At 61.1% G+C, this 18,628-nt stretch carries 27 protein-coding genes; 18 read left to right on the forward strand and 9 right to left on the reverse strand.

What is annotated here, in order from left to right; genetic code table 11:
• Positions 1 to 16: 16 nt before the first annotated feature.
• The 5 genes from LOKVESSMR4R_RS15485 to LOKVESSMR4R_RS15505 are packed head-to-tail and all read right to left on the reverse strand — an operon-like array spanning position 17 to position 1,720.
• The gene (locus tag LOKVESSMR4R_RS15485) at positions 17 to 574 is read right to left on the reverse strand and encodes a DUF3489 domain-containing protein (RefSeq protein WP_087210329.1); all 558 of its coding nucleotides are present in this window, start codon (positions 572 to 574) and stop codon (positions 17 to 19) included.
• Between the two features lie 40 nt (positions 575 to 614).
• Positions 615 to 1,016, reverse strand: a complete 402-nt coding sequence (locus tag LOKVESSMR4R_RS15490) for a hypothetical protein (protein ID WP_204248686.1) — start codon at positions 1,014 to 1,016, stop codon at positions 615 to 617.
• Positions 1,013 to 1,294, reverse strand: coding sequence for a hypothetical protein (locus LOKVESSMR4R_RS15495; RefSeq protein WP_087210335.1), 282 nt, complete (start codon positions 1,292 to 1,294; stop codon positions 1,013 to 1,015). The genes LOKVESSMR4R_RS15490 and LOKVESSMR4R_RS15495 overlap by 4 nt, the downstream gene beginning before the upstream one ends.
• A 13-nt stretch (positions 1,295 to 1,307) precedes the next feature.
• Positions 1,308 to 1,526: a hypothetical protein gene (locus LOKVESSMR4R_RS15500; protein WP_087210338.1), complete on the reverse strand. Its 219-nt coding sequence runs from the start codon at positions 1,524 to 1,526 to the stop codon at positions 1,308 to 1,310.
• Between the two features lie 11 nt (positions 1,527 to 1,537).
• Entirely contained in the window at positions 1,538 to 1,720 is a 183-nt protein-coding gene (locus LOKVESSMR4R_RS15505; protein WP_087210341.1) for a hypothetical protein, read from the reverse strand.
• Between the two features lie 122 nt (positions 1,721 to 1,842).
• Between LOKVESSMR4R_RS15505 and LOKVESSMR4R_RS15510 the strand changes: the two genes are divergently transcribed.
• Both LOKVESSMR4R_RS15510 and LOKVESSMR4R_RS15515 read left to right on the forward strand, forming a co-directional pair.
• Complete coding sequence (locus LOKVESSMR4R_RS15510; RefSeq protein ID WP_087210344.1) at positions 1,843 to 2,412, forward strand: hypothetical protein; 570 nt, start codon at positions 1,843 to 1,845, stop codon at positions 2,410 to 2,412.
• A complete protein-coding gene (locus LOKVESSMR4R_RS15515; RefSeq protein WP_237331816.1) occupies positions 2,360 to 4,423 on the forward strand; it encodes a phage terminase large subunit family protein in 2,064 nt (687 codons plus the stop codon). The genes LOKVESSMR4R_RS15510 and LOKVESSMR4R_RS15515 overlap by 53 nt, the downstream gene beginning before the upstream one ends.
• Here the strand turns inward: LOKVESSMR4R_RS15515 and LOKVESSMR4R_RS15520 are convergent, their stop codons facing one another.
• Both LOKVESSMR4R_RS15520 and LOKVESSMR4R_RS15525 read right to left on the reverse strand, forming a co-directional pair.
• Complete coding sequence (locus LOKVESSMR4R_RS15520; protein WP_087210347.1) at positions 4,424 to 4,720, reverse strand: CcdB family protein; 297 nt, start codon at positions 4,718 to 4,720, stop codon at positions 4,424 to 4,426.
• Positions 4,720 to 4,965, reverse strand: a complete 246-nt coding sequence (locus tag LOKVESSMR4R_RS15525) for a type II toxin-antitoxin system CcdA family antitoxin (protein ID WP_087213391.1) — start codon at positions 4,963 to 4,965, stop codon at positions 4,720 to 4,722. The genes LOKVESSMR4R_RS15520 and LOKVESSMR4R_RS15525 overlap by 1 nt, the downstream gene beginning before the upstream one ends.
• A gap of 60 nt (positions 4,966 to 5,025) precedes the next feature.
• On the opposite strand from LOKVESSMR4R_RS15525, the gene LOKVESSMR4R_RS15530 reads away from it, so the two are divergent.
• The 8 genes from LOKVESSMR4R_RS15530 (at position 5,026) to LOKVESSMR4R_RS15565 (ending at position 11,256) form a co-directional block, all read left to right on the forward strand.
• Positions 5,026 to 5,235 (forward strand): phage head-tail joining protein, encoded by a 210-nt coding sequence (locus tag LOKVESSMR4R_RS15530; RefSeq protein ID WP_087210350.1) that lies wholly within the window; start codon positions 5,026 to 5,028, stop codon positions 5,233 to 5,235.
• Complete coding sequence (locus tag LOKVESSMR4R_RS15535) at positions 5,235 to 6,743, forward strand: phage portal protein (protein ID WP_087210353.1); 1,509 nt, start codon at positions 5,235 to 5,237, stop codon at positions 6,741 to 6,743. The genes LOKVESSMR4R_RS15530 and LOKVESSMR4R_RS15535 overlap by 1 nt, the downstream gene beginning before the upstream one ends.
• The gene (locus tag LOKVESSMR4R_RS15540; RefSeq protein ID WP_087210356.1) at positions 6,743 to 8,239 is read left to right on the forward strand and encodes a S49 family peptidase; all 1,497 of its coding nucleotides are present in this window, start codon (positions 6,743 to 6,745) and stop codon (positions 8,237 to 8,239) included. The genes LOKVESSMR4R_RS15535 and LOKVESSMR4R_RS15540 overlap by 1 nt, the downstream gene beginning before the upstream one ends.
• 98 nt (positions 8,240 to 8,337) lie before the next feature.
• Entirely contained in the window at positions 8,338 to 8,718 is a 381-nt protein-coding gene (locus tag LOKVESSMR4R_RS15545; protein WP_087210360.1) for a head decoration protein, read from the forward strand.
• 66 nt (positions 8,719 to 8,784) lie between these two features.
• Positions 8,785 to 9,807: a major capsid protein gene (locus LOKVESSMR4R_RS15550; protein WP_087210363.1), complete on the forward strand. Its 1,023-nt coding sequence runs from the start codon at positions 8,785 to 8,787 to the stop codon at positions 9,805 to 9,807.
• A 12-nt stretch (positions 9,808 to 9,819) separates the two neighbouring features.
• The gene (locus tag LOKVESSMR4R_RS15555) at positions 9,820 to 10,164 is read left to right on the forward strand and encodes a head-tail joining protein (protein ID WP_087210366.1); all 345 of its coding nucleotides are present in this window, start codon (positions 9,820 to 9,822) and stop codon (positions 10,162 to 10,164) included.
• Positions 10,165 to 10,437: 273 nt separating this feature from the next.
• On the forward strand, positions 10,438 to 10,584 hold the full coding sequence (locus tag LOKVESSMR4R_RS15560; protein WP_157898247.1) for a hypothetical protein: 147 nt from the start codon (positions 10,438 to 10,440) through the stop codon (positions 10,582 to 10,584).
• 39 nt (positions 10,585 to 10,623) lie between these two features.
• Positions 10,624 to 11,256, forward strand: coding sequence for a DUF6441 family protein (locus LOKVESSMR4R_RS15565; protein WP_087210372.1), 633 nt, complete (start codon positions 10,624 to 10,626; stop codon positions 11,254 to 11,256).
• Here LOKVESSMR4R_RS15565 and acpP read toward each other — a convergent pair.
• Positions 11,246 to 11,491 carry an acyl carrier protein gene (gene acpP / locus LOKVESSMR4R_RS15570; protein WP_087210374.1) on the reverse strand — a complete coding sequence of 82 codons (246 nt, stop codon included), beginning with the start codon at positions 11,489 to 11,491 and terminating at the stop codon, positions 11,246 to 11,248. The two genes, LOKVESSMR4R_RS15565 and acpP, sit on opposite strands and share 11 nt — an antisense overlap.
• A 310-nt stretch (positions 11,492 to 11,801) precedes the next feature.
• Between acpP and LOKVESSMR4R_RS15575 the strand changes: the two genes are divergently transcribed.
• Together LOKVESSMR4R_RS15575 and LOKVESSMR4R_RS15580 are read left to right on the forward strand one after the other, a co-directional pair.
• Positions 11,802 to 12,314: a hypothetical protein gene (locus LOKVESSMR4R_RS15575; protein ID WP_157898248.1), complete on the forward strand. Its 513-nt coding sequence runs from the start codon at positions 11,802 to 11,804 to the stop codon at positions 12,312 to 12,314.
• 80 nt (positions 12,315 to 12,394) lie between these two features.
• The gene (locus LOKVESSMR4R_RS15580; RefSeq protein ID WP_087210380.1) at positions 12,395 to 12,820 is read left to right on the forward strand and encodes an acyl-CoA transferase; all 426 of its coding nucleotides are present in this window, start codon (positions 12,395 to 12,397) and stop codon (positions 12,818 to 12,820) included.
• Here LOKVESSMR4R_RS15580 and LOKVESSMR4R_RS15585 read toward each other — a convergent pair.
• Positions 12,793 to 13,215 (reverse strand): bactofilin family protein, encoded by a 423-nt coding sequence (locus tag LOKVESSMR4R_RS15585; RefSeq protein ID WP_087210383.1) that lies wholly within the window; start codon positions 13,213 to 13,215, stop codon positions 12,793 to 12,795. The genes LOKVESSMR4R_RS15580 and LOKVESSMR4R_RS15585 overlap by 28 nt on opposite strands.
• A 189-nt stretch (positions 13,216 to 13,404) precedes the next feature.
• Here LOKVESSMR4R_RS15585 and LOKVESSMR4R_RS15590 point away from each other — a divergent pair, with 189 nt between their 5' ends.
• The 6 genes from LOKVESSMR4R_RS15590 (at position 13,405) to LOKVESSMR4R_RS15610 (ending at position 18,627) form a co-directional block, all read left to right on the forward strand.
• A complete protein-coding gene (locus LOKVESSMR4R_RS15590; RefSeq protein ID WP_087210386.1) occupies positions 13,405 to 14,346 on the forward strand; it encodes a phage tail tube protein in 942 nt (313 codons plus the stop codon).
• A gap of 2 nt (positions 14,347 to 14,348) precedes the next feature.
• Positions 14,349 to 14,711 (forward strand): hypothetical protein, encoded by a 363-nt coding sequence (locus LOKVESSMR4R_RS15595; protein ID WP_087210389.1) that lies wholly within the window; start codon positions 14,349 to 14,351, stop codon positions 14,709 to 14,711.
• A 197-nt stretch (positions 14,712 to 14,908) separates the two neighbouring features.
• Entirely contained in the window at positions 14,909 to 15,037 is a 129-nt protein-coding gene (locus tag LOKVESSMR4R_RS20725; protein WP_257790131.1) for a DUF7697 family protein, read from the forward strand.
• A complete protein-coding gene (locus tag LOKVESSMR4R_RS15600) occupies positions 15,030 to 17,471 on the forward strand; it encodes a phage tail tape measure C-terminal domain-containing protein (protein WP_087210392.1) in 2,442 nt (813 codons plus the stop codon). Before LOKVESSMR4R_RS20725 ends, LOKVESSMR4R_RS15600 begins: the two co-directional genes overlap by 8 nt.
• The gene (locus LOKVESSMR4R_RS15605; protein ID WP_087210395.1) at positions 17,468 to 18,067 is read left to right on the forward strand and encodes a hypothetical protein; all 600 of its coding nucleotides are present in this window, start codon (positions 17,468 to 17,470) and stop codon (positions 18,065 to 18,067) included. The genes LOKVESSMR4R_RS15600 and LOKVESSMR4R_RS15605 overlap by 4 nt, the downstream gene beginning before the upstream one ends.
• Positions 18,067 to 18,627 carry a hypothetical protein gene (locus LOKVESSMR4R_RS15610; protein WP_087210398.1) on the forward strand — a complete coding sequence of 187 codons (561 nt, stop codon included), beginning with the start codon at positions 18,067 to 18,069 and terminating at the stop codon, positions 18,625 to 18,627. The genes LOKVESSMR4R_RS15605 and LOKVESSMR4R_RS15610 overlap by 1 nt, the downstream gene beginning before the upstream one ends.
• The last annotated feature ends 1 nt before the right edge of the window (position 18,628 follow it).

Below are 18,628 nucleotides of genomic sequence, written 5' to 3' on the forward strand. Positions count from 1 at the left end.
CCACTGTCACGCAGGATCAGATTGATTGCTGATCGATCCGGTATACCCGTCCTCGGTCAGCCTGCTTTGCGGAAGTAACAGCTAAGCCAAACTTCTTGCTCAAGACACCCGAGATCATGCCTCTGGCGCTGTGCGGCGCCCAGCCCGTCCTTTCGACGATCTCGCCGATGCTCGCCCCTTCAGGGCGCTGCAAAAGCGCAATGACTTCTGCCTGCTTGGTGCCGCTACGCGGCGTCGGCGTCAGTGTCGGAATCTTGGAACTTGCCTTTTCAGCAGCGCGATTGCGGACTGCTGCCATTGTTTTAACAACCACTGGCTCAATCCCGACCGCCAGCATCCCTGCGTCGGTCACCACCAGCGTGGTGGCATGACCATCGCCGGTTTCGCGCCAGAGCGGCTCGCCATTGCGCATGTCGGCATCGACTTCTTCGAGCCAGCCCTGCGCGATCATGGTGGACACGGACATCTTTGCGGCAGCGCCGTGCAACCCTTCCGGCAAGGGCATCGCCAGATTGTCAGGGCGGTTTGCTGCGCGACTGAGGATAAGGGTCTGGGTATCGGTGAGTTTGGGCATCTGGGCCTCCTGTCAGGATTGGGGGAATTTAGTTTTGCGTTCAGTCAGGCTCGGCCATAGCGGCGGCGACGGCGAAGTGCTGCACCCAGCCTGTCAGGTAGGGCAGCCCTGCGGGTATCCCCTCCTCACGCTCGGTCTGGCGGCTGATATGCCAGTCCTGCCAGCGGCGGATCGCTGACTTGATGGCGGGCTCAAGACCAATGTTGCCGCCCGTCATGTTGCCGACGACATCATCGGCAAAATGGCGACCCATGCGGCTATCCAGAAAGTAACGAATGCCGATCATTTCGTCCTCGCTGGCGGCGCAGATGGCCTCGGCGATCATGCATGATGCCAGCGCCCAGACCTCGGCGCTGCGGCGGTCGCGCAGCGGGAAAACAGTCATGGCGCGGAAGAATCCATAATCCTCGTTGCGACTGGGCAGAATGGCTGGCGCGGTCATCGGCCAACCCTCCACTCAACCCAGCAGCCTTGCTCCCACACATAAGTGTAGCAAAAGTCGCAGCGCGGTTCGGGATGGATTACAGGCGCGCGAGCAGGAGCAAAGCAATCGAGCGCGTCGGTACTGACGTGGCGGATTTCGCGGGCGGCCAGAATGTCCTCGGGCGTCCAGCGCGCCAGCGCTGGCAGCATGTGAGAGGGGTAGCCGTCGAAGTGGCAGTAAACATGAGCCCATGTTTTGGGCCCCGTCTGGATGGCGATCTGTGCACGCGTGCTCATGTTCTGTCCTCCGTCAAATCAGCGTCAGCTCGGCCAACACGGCGCAGGCGGCAGCAAGCTGGCTGGTCGGCAGTTCGATCTTGATGTGGCTGATCACGTCCGAGGCCTCGGCGGTGATCCCGTCCTCGCGCAGCGCTGTCTCGATTGCCGCGGCGATGGCGTCAGGTCGGCTGCGGTCGAAATGATCCGGCAGTGCGACGTGGTCGACGCGAATGGTTGTGGTGGCGGTCACGGTCCGGCCTCTCAATTTTGGTGGTCGATCATGGCAAGAATGGCGATTGCCATCCCGCCGAGGTATTCGCTGCGGCGAAAGACGATGTCGTCGATCTCGCCGGCGCTGGTGATGGTGGGATCGACTGCCAGGCTGTCTGCCATGTGCGGCAGGATGCGGCGGGTCTCAGCGTTGTAGCGTTCTGCAAGGGTCATGGTTTTGTCTCCGGTCAGGCGTGTTTGCGTGAGACCAGATTCGCTCTATCGCGAAGTGTAATCAACTCAATTAGATCAATAACTCTGTTTATTTACAATGCGTTGAGGACAAACCAATCGCCATGGAAGGACTGTCTGAACGCGCCTATGCAGAGCACGCCGGTCTGTCGCGCGGCGCCGTGCAGAAGGCCCGCAAGAACGGGCGGTTGGTGCTGTTTGCAGACGGGTCCATCAATGCGCTGGCGTCAGATGCACGGCGTGGCGCGATGACGGATCCGGATCAGCAGATGCGCTCGCGGGGCAGTTTGGGCGCTGGGAGTGATGGTGGAGCGATCGGGGGCGGCAGCGTCTCCGGTCCAGGAGACAGCACCTCGTATCTCAAGGCGCGCACAGCGCTGACCGTTTATCAGGCGCAAGAGCGGCAGCTATCGATCCAGCGCAAGAAAGGCGTGCTGGTTGATCGCGCGCGCGCCGAGACGCTGGTGTTTCGTCTTGCGCGCCAGGAGCGCGATACATGGGTGACCTGGCCAACCCGTGTGGCAGCCCTGATGGCCGCGCAATTATCCGCAGAGATGGAGAAGGTATCGGGGGTACCTGTGACAATCGAGACTGCGATCCTGCAAAGGGTGCTGGAAACCCATGTCCGAGAGCAGCTCAACGCCCTGGCAGACCTCCGCGTCTCGCTTGAATGACGGACGTGATTGGAACGCTGATCAGGGCCTGAACGATGGCGAGCTGACCGAGGGCCTTGATCTCGGCTTTGATGGCGCCGAGGATATCCTGCGTGTCTGGCGCCGCGGCATACGGCCAGATCCGGACCTGACGGTGTCGCAATGGGCGGATGCGCATCGCAAGCTGTCCTCGCGGGCAAGCGCCGAGCCCGGACAATATCGTACATCGCGGACGCCTTATCTGCGTGCCATCATGGATGCGCTCTCACCCGGTCATCCGGCGCAGCGTGTCACGTTTATGAAAGCGGCGCAGGTTGGGGCGACGGAAGCAGGGAATAACTGGATCGGCTTTGTGATCCATCACGCGCCGGGGCCGATGCTGGCCGTGCTGCCAACGGTCGAGATGGCCAAGCGCACATCGCGTGGCAGGATTGATCCGCTGATTGAAGACAGCCCCGCGCTGAAAGAACGGGTCCAGCCGGCGCGGTCGCGCGATGCGGGCAATTCGATGCTCTCCAAGGAGTTTCCGGGCGGCATTCTTGTGCTCACCGGGGCGAACTCGGCAACCGGCCTGCGCTCGATGCCAGCACGCTATGTGTTTCTGGACGAGGTTGACGCCTATCCAGCTTCAGCAGATGAAGAAGGTGATCCGGTCACACTGGCAGAAGCGCGAACCACCACCTTTGCGCACCGGCGCAAGGTGTTCATGGTCTCAACCCCGACGATCCGGGGGCTGAGCCGGATCGAGCGCGAGTTTGAAGCCAGCGACCAGAGGCGGTATTTCGTGCCCTGCCCGCATTGTGGCCATCAGCAATGGCTGCAGTTCGAGCGGCTGCGCTGGGCGAAAGGCAAACCTGAGACGGCCGCCTATCATTGTGCCGGCTGCGAACGGCCCATCGTCGAACACCACAAGACGCAGATGCTGGAGCGTGGCGAATGGCGGGCGACGGCAGTGTCGGATAACCCGCACGCTATCGGCTTCCACCTCTCGGCGCTCTATTCGCCGATTGGCTGGAAAAGCTGGGAGCAGATCGCGCGGGACTGGCTGGCCGCCCAAGGCTCCGACGAGATGCTGCGCGCCGCGCGCAACACGCTGTTGGGCGAGACTTGGGTTGAGAGCGGCGAGGCACCGGAATGGCAGCGGCTGGCGGATCGGCGCTTTGCTTTCTCGGCGCAGATCCCCGCAGGTGGGTTGTTCCTGACCGCCGGGGCCGACGTGCAAAAAGACCGCATTGAGGTCGATGTCTGGGCCTGGGGCCGCGGGCTGGAAAGCTGGCTCGTCGATCACATCGTCATTCCGGGCGGGCCGGATGATCCGGCCTGCTGGGATAAGCTGAGTGCGTTGCTGGGCCGGACATGGACGCATCAGAACGGTGCGATCATGACGCTGGCAAAGCTTGCAATCGACACCGGCTACGAGTCCGCCGCCGTCTATGCCTGGGCGCGCAAGCAGGGCATCGCGCAGGTCGCACCCGTCAAAGGCTTGGAAGGGTTCAACAGGGCCACGCCAGTATCAGGGCCAACATTCGTGGATGCCACGGTAAATGGCCGCAAGCTCAAGCGCGGTGCGCGGCTCTGGACGGTGGCCACGGCCACCTTCAAGGCCGAGACCTATCGGTATCTGCGTATCGAGAGACCGTCTGACGAGGATCGGGCGCTGGGCGCGGCAACCCCCCCAGGAACCATCCACCTCCCCGACTGGGTAGACAGCGAATGGCTCAAGCAGCTGGTGGCCGAGCAGCTGGTCACCGTGCGCAACAAGCGCGGCTACGCCCGCCAGGAATGGCAAAAGCTCCGCGAACGCAACGAGGCGCTGGATACACGGGTCTATGCACGCGCCGCCGCCTGGATTCTTGGGGCCGACCGCTTTGATGAGCGCATGTGGCGACAGCTGGAGAAACAGGCTGGGGTCGAGACATTGGCGACCGTGGCACAACCCGAGACTGACAAAGCAACAGAACCGCAAGCTGGACGTATCACCACCCCGCGGCGGCGCGGCTGGAAGATCAGCACGCCCAAATACATGGAGTAATCAGAAGCCAGAGAACACCATATCGAGGGCGCCTCGGATCTCGTAGTCGGATGAGCGAAGATCAGCGACAGACCCACCCTTGAGCAGCGCCGACGGGATCGCAGCCATCTCAGCCGTGTGAAGAACGTATGTTGCACCCTCGATCTTGAAGACTGGCTCGAGGCGCCCGATGGCCTTTGGCCCTGAACCTGCTGGTATGAGCGGCGCCACCACGCGTGTACCGGTCTCGATAAGATCTGTCTGCAGGTCGAGAACAAATCGACCACCGGCGATATGATAAACCTGGAACTGTGCCATCAGTCGAGCTTCAGAACCTGAATATCCGATAAGGGCGTTCCATTCGCTTCGATCCAGGCACAACGCTCTGCGATGGCTGATGCATTCTCTTGAGCCCAAGCCTTTGCTTTTGCCAAGCGGACGGCTTCGGCGACTGCAGCGTCACTGATCGCCGAAACATTAAGACCAAACTCCCGCGCGGCGGCTAAGTTTGCGGCCGTCAGGGTGATGTTGGTGCGTTGTTTTTCTGTTGTAGCGTGCTGCATCGGGCCCTCCTGACACATACTGAATATACACACTCAAAGTGTGCCATACAAGTGAGTTCCATGACCCTCGATGAGATGAAACTCCGCCACAGTGCGCTGCTGGCCGCGCGCTACAGCGGCACACGGTCGGTCAGCTATGACGGCAAGACAGTAAATTACGGCTCTGATGCCGAACTCGCGGCCGCGATCGGAGATATCGAACGGCGCATCGCCAAGCTGGAACGCGGCGCTGGGCGCATCTTGCGTCCCTATGCTGTGAAGGATCTGTGATGAACTGGCGGCAGCGCCTTGGCGCTTTCATTGGTGGGTTCGATGCGGGTCAACACCACCGACGTCTGCGCGGGTTCCAGGCAACAAGGGCCCATGTCAACGCGCTGATCGCAGCCTCGGGCCCCGACATCACCGCCCGCGCCCGCTGGCTGGTGCGCAACAATGGCTATGCGGTGAACGCTGTGGAAAGCTGGGCCGCCAATACAGTGGGCGATGGCATCAAGCCGATATCAAAAATAGGCGACGCCGCGCGCAAGGAAGAGCTGCAGCGGCTGTGGCTTGCATGGACCGACGAGGCTGATGCGGAGGGGCTGACCGACTTCTACGGGTTGCAGCGCCGTGCCGCGCGCGAGGTGTTTCTGGCCGGCGAGGTGTTTTTCCGCATCCGCATGCGCCGCCCAGGCGATGGGCTGACCGTCCCCCTGCAGCTGCAGATGTTGCCTGCAGAGATGTTGCCACTGGAGCAAACTGGCATCGCCGCGAACGGGAATGCCATCCGGCAGGGCATTGAGTTCGACCGCATTGGACGGCGCGTCGCCTATCACTTTTTCCGCCGCCATCCAGGCGACAGCACCGATCCGGGGTTGGCAGGGGAGATTGTCCGCGTGCCCGCATCTGAGGTCATCCATGTCATTGATCCCGTCGAGGGTGGGCAGCTGCGCGGTGTGTCGAAACTAGCGCCCGCCATCGTGAAGCTGTTCCTGCTCGATCAGTACGACGACGCCGAGCTCGACCGAAAGAAGGTCGCCGCAATGTATGCAATGTTTGTGACCTCCCCGGCCCCGGAGAACCCCCTTGCCCCTGCCGAGGATGATGAGATGCCTGCCGGGGTCGAAATCAGCCCTGGCCAGATCGTGCGGCTGGACCCAGGCGAAGATGTAACCGTCGGACAGCCTGCCGACAGCGGTGGAACCTATGAGCCGTTCCAGTACCGGACCTTGCTGCAAATCTCGGCAGCACTTGGAATCCCCTACCCCTATATTGCCAATGATATGGTGAAGGGGAATTTCTCGAACTCGCGTCTCGCTCTGATCGAATTCCGCCGCCGGGTCTCGGCTTGGCAACACTCGGTGATGGTGTATCAGCTCTGCCGCCCCGTTTATGCGCGCTGGATGGATGCCGCCGTGCTGTCGGGCGCACTAACCCTGCCCGGCTATGAGGCCAACCGCATACGGCTGCTGACCGCAGATTGGCTCCCCACCAAATGGGACTGGGTGGATCCGCTGAAAGACGCCAATGCCGAAATCGCCTCGATCGAAGCAGGGCTGAAATCGCGCACCCAAGCCATCGCCGAGCGTGGCTATGACGCCGAACAGGTCGATCGCGAAATCGCTGCAGAACGTGCGCGCGAGCGCGCGCTCGGCCTTGACTTCCGCCGGCCGGGCTCTCCTGCGCAGGGCGTGCAGGCTGTACAGGTCAACGATGACGACAGCGAAGATGATGATAGCAGCGATGACACAGCCGATGACGTGACTGCGCGTTCTCGCACAGCTGAGGACCAATCCTGATGCTCCACGCCCGCATTGCCGCACGCGCGTTCAATACGCCGCTGCTTGTTGAACCCTCCAAAGCCATGGCGTTTCTGTCCGGACTTGGGCCGCGCATCCTTGGGCGACAGGTCGAACTGTCAGGCAGCGATGTGACCGATACGCCCGGCACCGCCGCCCTACCCACCCGCGCCAGCATTCTCGCAGGGAACCTCGCCGAGCGCCTGCGCCAACATGGCGATGCGCCCTACCCGGTTGTAGATGGCATCGCTGTGATCGAGATCGCGGGCGTGCTGATCCATCGCGGCAGCTGGATCGGGCAGTCGTCAGGCCAGACCAGCTACGAAGGGATCGCGGCACAGATCGACGCTGCAGCCAGCGATCCGGCCGTGCGCGGTATTGCGCTGGACATCGATAGTTTCGGCGGTGAGGTCGCTGGCGTCTTTGATCTCGCAGATCGCATTCGGGCCATTCGGGGCAGCAAGCCGGTCTGGGCCTTTGTCGCAGAACACGCTTTCTCGGCGGGATATGCGCTCGCCTCACAGGCCAATCGCATCCTGCTGCCGCGGACCGGTGCGGTCGGCAGCATCGGCGTGGTCGTTATGCATGCCGATCTGAGCGGACAGCTAGATCAGGACGGCGTGCGCGTCACCCTGATCCACTCGGGCCGCCACAAAGTCGATGGCAATCCGTATGCGCCGCTGCCAGAGGCGGTGCAGGGCGATATTCAGCGCGAGATCGATGTGCTGCGGTTTCTCTTCGCCGAAACCGTCGCCGCCGGCCGTGCAGGGCGGCTGAGCCAGGAGGCAGCGCTGGCGACCGAGGCCGCAACCTGTCGCGGGGCGGATGCTGTGGCTGTAGGTCTCGCCGATGAAGTCATCGATCTCACCCGTGGCTTCAGCGCCTTTCGGCAAGCTGTGAGAAGCCGGCCCGTTTCCATGATGACGCGTTCAACCACCGCATCAGCCCGCCAATCAGTTACCCAACCCATCACCCGAAAGGACACCACCATGGCCCACACGCCTGACCCTGAAAACACGCCGCCAGAGGATGTCGATTATGCAAAGCTGGATGATCAAGGAGATACTGATCTTGCTACGCCAGCCGCTGATGTCGACGTGGTGGTACCCACCACACCTGCAGCGCGTAAGACACCGACCTCTTCAGCAGCATCGTCAGTTGAACCCACCCCCGCGCCATCTGCATCATCCGCACCTGTTGCCGCAGCGACTGGCGATCTGGCAGCACTTACAGCGCAGTTGCGCGAGGCCGCGGCAGAGATTGCCGAGATCGCGGCGCAAGCAGGGCGCCTTGGCATTGCAATCGATGCAGCAAAAGCTCTTCGTGACGGTACAGCACCTGAGGCTTTGCGCGCACAGGTACTCCAACGCGCAGCCACTGCAGCTGATGCCCGTGATATCGTGGCAGCCCCGCCATCACCCATTCTCCCCAAATCCGCTGAAAGCCCGATTGTGGCGGCCGCGAAGAAGGCCGCATCGGCTGGCAGCAGGCACTGAAACACCGAGCTCAGAGCCTGACGCCCGGCCACCTGATCCCCCACCGATCCTCCCCGGTGGGGGATTTCTTTTATCTCCTGACCACAAGGATCCCCAACATGAATGTTCTCAGAAAGCCTCCCAGCACAGGCGATATGCTGAAATACGAGCTCAACCCAAACTTCACCCGCGAAACGATCACCCTGCTGGCAGGCGCCGCCTATCCCGTTGGCGCCGTGCTCGGCCGGATTACCGCCAGCGGCAAATACAAGCTTGCGTCCTCAGGTGGCACAGATGGTGCGCAAACCGCAGCGGCTGTTCTGCTCTACGCAGCTGATGCCACGTCCGCTGATGCGACAGGATCGGTTGTCATGCGCGGCCCCGCCATCGTCTCAAAAGCGGCACTGGTCTTTGACGCCACCGTCGATGACGCAGCGAAGATTGCCACCAAGCACGGCCAGCTCGCTGCGCTGGGCATCATCCCGCGCGATACCGCCTGATTAGGCAGATCTCCCTTCTCATCATTGCGCTTGCGCACATCACCCCCTCATTCTCCGGAGTTTCCCATGACCATCACCCGCAACCCGTTTGACGCGGGCGGCTATTCGCTCGCCGAGATGACGCAGGCCATCAACATCCTGCCCAATCTCTATACCCGTCTGGGCCAGCTTGGCCTGTTCCGCTTTCAAGGTGTCACACAGCGCTCTGTTGTCATCGAGCAGCGTGAGGGCGTACTCAGCCTTCTACCATCGGTTCCGCTGGGTGCGCCGGCAACGTTGGGCACGCGCGAGTTGCGGTCCATGCGCAGCTTTAGCCTGCCATGGATCCCGCATGACGACATCATCCTTCCTGGAGATATCCAGGGTGTACCTGCGCTTGGCATGTCAGACATGGCTGACCCATTAACCGAGGTAATGACCGAAAAGCTCACAGTGATGCGGCGTAAACACGCACAGACACGCGAGTACATGGAGATGAATGCGCTGCGCGGTATCGTCAAGGACGGCGCGGGTAGCACACTTTATGATTATTTTGCTGAGTTTGGCCTTGAGCAAATCTCCGTCGATTTTGCCTTTGGCACAGCCGGCAGCAACATCCAGGCAAAGATCCGCACCGTGCTGCGCGCAATCGAAGATAACCTCATGGGCGAGACCATGAGCACCGCCCATGCACTGGTCAGTTCGGAGTTCTTTGACAAGCTGATCAGCCACCCCAAAACCGAAGACGCCTACAAGTTCTTTTCAGCCTCTGGCGGGCAACCGTTGAGAGACGACATGCGGCGAGCCTTTCCTTTTGGCGGCCTTCTGTTCGAGGAATATAACGGCCGTGCTCCGCTGTCGAACGGCACGACAGAGCGCTTCATTGGTGTGGGCGAAGGGATCGCTTTTCCGCTGGGCACTTTCGATACGTTTACGACCTACGGCGGCCCCGCCAATCTGCTGGAGGCCGCGAATACAGTCGGCTTGCCGCTCTATGCCCGCCAGCAAGTTGATGCCAAGGGGCGTTGGATTGATTTGATGACAGAGGCATCCATCCTACCGGTCAACAAGCGGCCGCGGTTGGCGATCCGTTTGCACTCTAGCAACTGAAGCTGAACGGGCATGACGGCATTCGTTGCAGCGCTTGATTTGCTTTTTGCCGATCCGAACCTTTCCACCCCGGCGCTCTACCAGCAGGCGGGGATCGGGGTGGAACAGCCGCTCCGCGTGATGCGGCGCAGCCCTGACCGCATGGTCGAGTTTGGCGCCGCGCGCCTGGTCAGTGACAGCGTGGTTCTGGATGTCCGTGTGAGCGATTGTCCGGAACTGGCCGCAGGGGATCGGTTCGAGATCGCAGGCGAGATCTTTGTGGTGCAAGGCACGCCGAAGCGCGACCGCGAGCGGCTGGTCTGGACGGTGGAGTTGCTGCCATGGTGGCCTGACCCGCATGCTGATGTCACGGGCTAAAGAAGGGGCGCGCGCATGATCAGCACCTGATCCGTCAAACATCTTTGGCCTCTATCGTCGCGTTTGTGTCGCTTCATTTGAGGCTTCATTGGGGCAGTAGATCATTTGCGGGGCTCTTTTGCGTGCTCGCAATACTTTTGAACTGCGCGAGGCGAACGGGATAGATTGACCCAAGCCGCTTGCACCTCGTTTCATTGCACCTTGTCTTGGAAGGGAAACCTGATGCGCCAAAAGCTACGAGAAATCCGCTGTGTTTGCGCAAAGGGCCAAGAGGTGCTTGTCATCGAATGGGGCTTTGGCGCCTCTGCGGCGGATCAGAAATCCAGCCGGGAGTTTCGGTTGGAAGACGGATCACCTGTGAATTACATCGGCAGTGCCTTTGAACACTTTTACACAGGGCAAGTCTTTACGCCGGTCTGAACATCATCACCAAGCCCACCGATGTAATTGGACACGACCATGAAACTGAATGTCGCAGCTGTGCCCAATTTGGTGGGCATGATGGCTGCTGAAATCACCGCTGGTGAAAAGGCCGTCACAAAGGCCGTGGGTGACGCGGGCACCAGCCTCAAAACTGCTTGGCGCGCGCAGATCACGGGAGCCGGTCTTGGCCAACGACTTGCACGCACCATCCGCTCGGAGCTCTATCCCAAGGGTCAACCCAGCCTGAATGCCGCAGCACTGGTTTGGTCGCAAGCGCCAGTGGTTGTCGGCGCGCATGATACAGGGCCGCTCATTCGCTCTCAGAATGGCTTTTGGCTCGCAATCCCAACAGCGGCCGCGGGTAAATCCGCGCGCGGTGGGCGCATCACGCCCAGCGAATGGGAACGCCGGCGCGGGTTGCGGCTGCGGTTTGTTTATCGCCGCAACGGGCCAAGCTTGCTGGTGGCCGAAGGGCGGCTGAATACCCGCGGGGTCGGCGTGGCCTCGCGGACCAAGACCGGGCGCGGGCTGACCACTGTGCCGATCTTCCTGCTGGTGCGGCAGGTCAAGCTGCGCAAACGGCTCGATCTTGCCCGCGATGCCAAGGTGGCGCAGGAGCGCATCCCAAGTGCGATTGTGGCAAATTGGGTGGCGCGATTCACATCGTAACTTGTGATTTTGCGTCGATTAATATCTCTAGATCGCCAAGCGTTTTGGTGCTCTCGATGTCGTCATCAAAAATCTCGATATCGAACTCTTTTTCGATGGCCATGGAGATTTCGACGATATCCAGACTGTCAGCGCCGAGGTCGGCGACAAAAGATGCCTCAGACACAAGGTCGGCTTCATCCATGTTAAACTTTGCGGCAATGACTTTTCTGACGCGCTTTGCTGTGTCGCTCATTACTTTGTATCCTTTTTGATCACACAAAGGCGCGGCTACACCGTCCTGTTACCTGTTACACGCAAAGCTTTGCCGGAGGATGACGAAATACGCCTGACTTCTTCGCCACGAATACCATGCTGTTTCCAAAAAATAACGATAAAATATCACATGGCCTGATCGCCAACGTCCGTTGTGTTCAGCGCCCTGCGCCTGAAGTTGACCACTTCGATTGATTCACAGGTAAAATAAGGTAATCGTTTGACAAGCGGTAATTTGCCACGACGATTGATGCAGAACAGCAAGCAAGCCAGCCAGCGCGGTATTTGTTTTGCCGAAATTCACTCTGGAGTTATCAACAGAGGCGATCAGGCTGCTGTTCGACTTACATGGGCAACCTTGTGTGATTGGTGATGTGACACCGTCAAGCCGACACTTGGACCCTCAAATGGCAGCGTTGCACAGTCTGGCAGCCAGACTATCAAAGCCACCGATTGTGACGACAATTGTGGTTCCGCGTGAGCATGTTCTTTACAAGACAGTGAACGTCGATCGCGTACAGGACGTCACTACACAAGAGATCGTCGATTACATCTGTGGCGTGACGCAACTGACCAAAGATGCGATTTGCGTCGATTGGGTTTTTGCTGGATCTGCGGTACATATTGCTGCGGTCGAGAAGCTAACACTCTTGGAAGCCGGTGAGTTTGCCAAGCGGCATGGTTTTGTGACGGATGTTTTTACAAGCTACGCTCTGACAGGCCAGTTTCCACGACAGCCGGTGTTCCACGATTCAAATACGCTTAAGCTTCCGAGTTTCATGCAGCGTCAAAAGCCACGCTAACATCAAGACGGCCAGCTGCCTCTAACTTCGACTGTTTTGCCACGACAGCGATGATCGAGCAAAAAGCATTGGAAAAATGAATGCCCTCCCGCCGCGAAACCATCCTGACCGCCCTGGCGGACTTGTTGCGCACGGTCCCACATGTGCCGGTGCTGCGCGGCGAGGTGCTGCCCGAGCGCATCCCGCCTAGCGGTTTGATGATCCTGCGCGACGGCAACCCCGGCGAGCCAGGCGTGACACTGTCGCCGCTGATGTATCATTACCAGCACCGCGCGGAACTGGAGGTGATCGTGCAAACGGGTGAGGAGCGTGATGCGCGGTTCGACCGTCTAATCGGGCGCATTGGCGCAGCCGTCTCTGCTGACCGCAGTTTGCGCGGGTTGTGCGACTGGGTCGAGGCAGAGGCGCCCGAGCCTGTCGATCTGGCTGTCGAGGGAAGTGCCGCCATCAAAGCGGCGATCATCCCGATCATTCTGCATTACGCGGCGGGTGATCCGCTCTCTTGATCTGGTTTTTGGGCGGATCGAGAGGTGACATGGCCCTCAATCATTGCTCCAGGTTCAATGACCAGCTTTTGTGTGACAATATCGGCCGTCACTTGTGCGGAGGTCTTGAGTGTCACTGAGATGGCCGAGATTGTGCCTTCGAGATGACCCTCAATTGTCACATTGCGGGCGCGGACATTGCCCTTGATTTTGCCAGTCCTGGCAAGAACCAATGTTTCAACGGTGAGATCGCCTTCAAAAGAGCCAGCTACGTCAAGAATGCCTTCACTGGTTAATGTACCATTTACGGTGATGTCCTCATGCAGCACGGATCGTCGGCCATTACCGGCTGCTGCCTCGGCGCCGGCTAGCGAAGCAGGTGTTTTATCAGCAGAGTTTTGTAGATTGGCAAACATAGATCTGACAGCCTTCTAAAAGTCTTGGCCTAAGTGTTTGCATTTCTACGCAGCGGTCAAGCGGGCAAAACGATTATGGCTTATTCGCAAAATCTTTGAGGCCCAGTTGCGCGACCACGCCGCGTTCTGATTGCCGGTGCAATCGCGTGCCAGACGACACGGACAATGCAGTGAGAAAAGGAGTTCACAATGGCAAGAGCCCAAGGGGCGCGGGCGCAGATGGCGCTTGCGTTCGAGACGACTTATGGCACGCCGCCAGCGAGCGGCTATACCAAAATGCCCTTTGCAAGCACAACGCTGGGGGCTGAACAGCCGCTGCAGACCTCGGAACTCTTGGGCTACGGCCGCGACCCGCAGGCACCGATCAAGGATGCTGTGACGGCGGATGGCAATGTGGTGGTGCCGATCGACACGGAAGCGTTCGGGTTCTGGCTGAAGGCAGCTTTTGGAGCGCCGACAACCACGGGCGCCGAGGCCCCCTACAGCCACGAGTTCCGTTCCGGAAGTTGGGCTCTGCCGTCGTTCTCGGTCGAGACGGCCATGCCTGAGGTGCCCCGCTTTGCGATGTATTCCGGCTGCATGGTGGACAGCCTCAACTGGCAGATGGCGCGATCAGGCTTGCTGACAGCCACGGCCAGCATCGTGGCCCAGGGCGAGGCGATCGCCACGACCAGTGCGGCAGGGACGCCTTCCAATATCGCGCTGAAGCGCTTCGGGCATTTCAACGGGGCGATCACGCGAAACGGTTTGAACATCGGGAACGTGGTCTCGGCCGACCTGACCTATGCCAACAATCTCGACCGCATCGAGACCATCCGAGCGGATGGCAAGATCGATGGGGCGGACCCTTCCATCGCCGCCCTGACGGGTAATGTTGTCGTGCGTTTCGCCGATCAGACGCTGGTGACCCAGGCAATCAATGGCGCGGCTTGCGAACTTGCATTCTCCTACACGCTGCCCACCGGTGAGAGCCTGACCCTCACCGCGCATGCCGTTTATCTGCCACGGCCGCGAATAGAAATCTCCGGCCCGCAGGGCGTGCAAGCGACCTTCGACTGGCAGGCTGCCAGCGACCCAGGTCTTGGCCGGATGTGCACCGTCACCCTTACAAATGACCGCGAGGTTTACTGACCATGCTACGCTTGAATCTATCCACTGAGCCGCGCTGGCTCGAGTTGGGTCACGGCGTCCGCCTGTTGGTCGAGCCGCTGACCACCGCCATCATGCTGGCAGCACGGAGCGATCCGGCGATCATCGCCGCAGCAGCGGATGCTGAAGGTAGTGCCTCCAACGATGATCTCGCGCGTATCGTGGCCAAAGCAGTGGCGCGCATCGTCGTGAAGGATTGGGAGGGTGTGGGCGATGAGGACGGCGTGCCAATGGCTATCTCGCATGACGGCATCGATGCCCTTCTGGAGCTCTGGCCGATCTTCGAGGCCTTCCAGACCACATATATCGCAGGCGCGCTGATACTGGATGCGGAAAAAAACGCCTGACCGCTCTCGCCGACTGGGAGTTCGGCGGGGGCAGTGAGTATTGCACAGCGTGTCCCTCCGTTTGCGCGGAATGCCCGCGCAGCCTGCATGCGCCGCGAACACTTGAGGGCTGGCAGACCTGGGATCTGGTTCAGCGGCTGGGCGGACAGGTGCGGGTTGCTGGTGGGGCGAGCGGCGGCGCTGTGCTCGGCTGGGATATGGCTGCTGCCCTGCAACTCGGGGCGGCCCTTGGGCTCTCGCCCCTGATCATCGCAGAACTCCTGCCGCCGATTGAGGCGGTGATGGTGCGCAAAACCAACCAAGAGATTGAACACAACCATGGCTGAAAAACGTGTCTCTGTCCGGCTCTCCGCGACCGGCGGGCGCCAGGTGCGCGCCGAGTTGGAAGGTGTTGGCGAGGCAGGCACTCGTGGCATGGGGCGATTGTCGCGCGAGCTGGACCAGGCCAATGCCCGCATGGCGGCCTTTGCACGCCGGGCCAAGATTGCGGCGACTGCTGCGGCCACAGCGCTGGCGGGTGCTGTCGTTGCGATGACCCGCTCGACGGTGGCTGCGGCCAATGAGATTGGCCAGCTCTCCCAGGTGGCCAATGCCAACCCGGAGGTGTTCCAACGTTGGGCGGCGGCCTCGGCCACTGTGGGGATCGAGCAAGAAAAGCTCGCCGATATCCTGAAGGATATGAATGACCGCGTGGGGGATTTCCTGCAAACGGGCGGCGGGCCGATGGCGGATTTTTTCGAGAACATCGCGCCGCGCGTGGGCGTGACGGCAGACCAGTTTGCGCGGCTCTCCGGGCCCGAGGCGCTCCAGCTTTATGTCTCAAGCCTTGAGAAGGCAGGCGTGAGCCAACAGGAGATGACCTTCTATCTCGAGGCCATGGCGTCCGATACCACGCGGCTCATTCCGCTTTTGCAAAACGGCGGCGCGGAGATGACAAGGCTTGGAATGCAAGCCCAAGCTCTAGGCGCGGTGCTTGATGCGGATGCCATCGCGGCCATGCGCCGCGCAGAACTGGCCCTCGTGAGCATCGGCCAGGTGTTTACGGGCGTGCGCAACAGGATTGCTGTTGCACTTGCCCCGTCTTTGGAAGCAATCGCGAACAGCTTTGTCGCGCTGGCCTCTGCCACGAGCCCGATCAGCCAGGCCTTTGATGCGGTCCTTTCCAACCTTGACCGGCTCGCGGTCTATGCGGGGACCTTCGCGACATTCCTCGCCGGACGCTGGGTGGCGGCAATGGCCGTTGCTGCACTCTCAGTCCGCGGGCTGGCCACGACGCTGGTGGTTCTGCGCGGCGCGTTGATCCGCACTGGCATTGGGGCACTGATCGTTGGTGCGGGAGAGCTTGTGTATTGGTTCACGCGCCTCGCTTCCGGCGCAGGCGGTTTTGGTGAGGCGATGCGCCTCCTGAAGGATGTCGCTGTTGAGGTCTGGGACCGGATCAAGATGGGGGCGGCGGCTGCCGGGGCACGCGCCACGGCGATGTTCTATGATCTGCAATCCGATGCTGCCACCGGCATGGCGGGGGCGATTGAGAGTGTTGTCGCCTTTGGCAACGCCACAGCCAACACCTTCGAGGGGGCACTTCTCGCCGTCCGAGAAATCTGGTCACGCCTGCCGGATGTGATCGGCGATCTGGTCTTCTCTGCCGCCAACCGCATGCTCGACGGGATCGAGGCGATGCTCAACGGTGCGATTGCGCGGATTGATGCCTTCACGGGCCGCATTCGCGACGCGCTTGCGGCGGTCGGCATTGAAACCGCCTTTGGCGCGATTGGCGAGATCAGCCTCGGGGATATCGCCAATCCCTTTTCGGGCGCCTCAGCCGATGCCGGAACGGCTGCCGCTGACGCCTTCCGCCGCGCCTTCGCTGACAATCCGCTTTCGGCACCTGATCTGGGCCTTGATGGGATTGCAGCAGAAGCGCTAGCCACTGCCAATACCTACCGGCAGGCCGCCACTGATCTTGCGACTGGTGCGACAGTCCCACTAACCTCCTGGGCCGCGCTGCGCGATGCTGTTGCGGGTGTAGGCGAGGACGGTGCCGCCGCCCTTGACGAGGCCACTGCATCCGCTGACAGGCTGAACCAAGCTGTCACAGCCGCAGGCGGTGCATCTGCTGGCGCAGGTGCACAGATTGTCACCGGCTGGCGCGCGGTCTCTGAGGCTTTGAAGTCCTATGCCAGCGATGCGCTCAACTGGGGCAAGGGCCTTGGGGAAACCTTATCGCGCGCCTTCTCTGGCGCCGAAAGTGCGTTCCGCAGCTTTGTCGAGACGGGCAAGCTCGACTTCAAAAGCCTGGTGCGTTCGATCTTGTCGGATCTGGCGGTGCTAGCCTTCCGCCGCGCCGTCCTAGGACCGATCGCCAATGCGCTCGCAGGGGCTTTCGGCGGCGGTGGGTCTGTTGCAGCCGCGGTCTCTCATAACGGTGGCATGGTTGGGCTCTCGGGCCATACACGCGCCGTCCCCGCAGCCATCTTTGCCGCGGCCCCCCGCATGCATGCCGGTGGTTGGGCAGGGCTCCGCCCTGACGAGGTCCCCACCATTTTGCAGCGAGGCGAGCGTGTTTTGTCGCGCGCAGAGGTCGCCCGCGGCGCAGGGACGAGCATTCCTGTGGCCGTAAATCTCAATGTCGATGCGCGCGGCGCGCAGATGGGGGTGGCTGAACAGATTGCGGCGGCGATGCGCAGCGCCCAGCCCGAGTTCGAGCGGATTGCGCTGGCCGCTGTGGGCAACGCCATGCGCCGGGGGCGGCTGGCATGAGCGTCATTGTAGAGCTGCCCCGTACCTGGGTCGCAAGCCTCGAGCGGCGCTTGGTGACTGCCACCAGCCAGACACCGTCCCCGTTTACAGGCAGCATGGAGGTGCAGGACTGGGGCGGGGAGTGGTGGGAATATGATATCGAATTTGCCACACAATCCGGACCTCTCGCACGCTCGGTTGGCGCGGCCCTGACAGCGCTTGGATCGGGCAAAGGCCTGCTGCTTTTTACCGATCCCGCAATTGAGCCCAAGGCTCTGGCACATCCCATCACGCTTGCGACACCGGTCTCAGGCGGGAACGTTGTCCAAACACTGGGCTGGCCTTCTGGCCTGCCGGCCGTTGCCTCAGGTGACTTTCTCTCCATCGGCACAGCGCGCGACACGCGCCTGCACCAGATCGCCTTTGATGTGACAGCGGACATCAATGGATTGGCGACCCTGACGATCTTTCCAGCCATTCGCAGCGCGCTGCCCGCCAACACAGCTTTGGAGGTGAACAGACCGCAGGTGCTGCTCCGTCCTACGACGTCGGTGCCAACCCGCATCGCGCGTGCAGCGCGTCACCAGTTTACCCTCTCAGCACGCGAGGCCATTTAATGAGCCGCGAGCTCACAGCAGCATTGGCCGCTGCGCTTGACGCGGCAGATCTCCGGCCTGCCATTTTGTTTGAAGGCACCTTCCCCTCCGGCATGGTGCGGATTTGGACAGGGGCTGGCCCTGTGGAATGGGACGGCAAGACCTGGACCGGCGTCGGTGTGCTTCTGGGGCTTGGTGCGCTGGAAGAGACCTCCGATGTTGTGGCGACCGGGACAACGGTCTCGCTCTCGGGCGTGCCGCTTGATCTGGTGGGGCTTGCGATTGATGAGGCGCGCCAGGGTCAGCCGGGGCGCATCTGGCTGGCACTTCTGACCGAGGAGCGTCAGATCATCGCTGATCCCGTGCAGGCCTTCTCGGGCCGCCTTGATGTGCCGGAGATCCAGGAGGATGCGCAAAGCTGCCGGATCACGATCAGCTATGAAAGTCGCCTCATTGATCTGAATGTACCCCGCAACTGGCGTTACACCCATGAAAGCCAGCAGGTGCTCTTTGCGGGCGATCTCGGCTTTGCGCATGTCACCGCGATTCAGGACCGTGAGATCACCTGGGGGCGGGGATGAG

It is taken from the genome of Yoonia vestfoldensis (assembly GCF_002158905.1).
In the GTDB taxonomy this organism is placed as follows: Bacteria; Pseudomonadota; Alphaproteobacteria; order Rhodobacterales; family Rhodobacteraceae; genus Yoonia; species Yoonia vestfoldensis_B.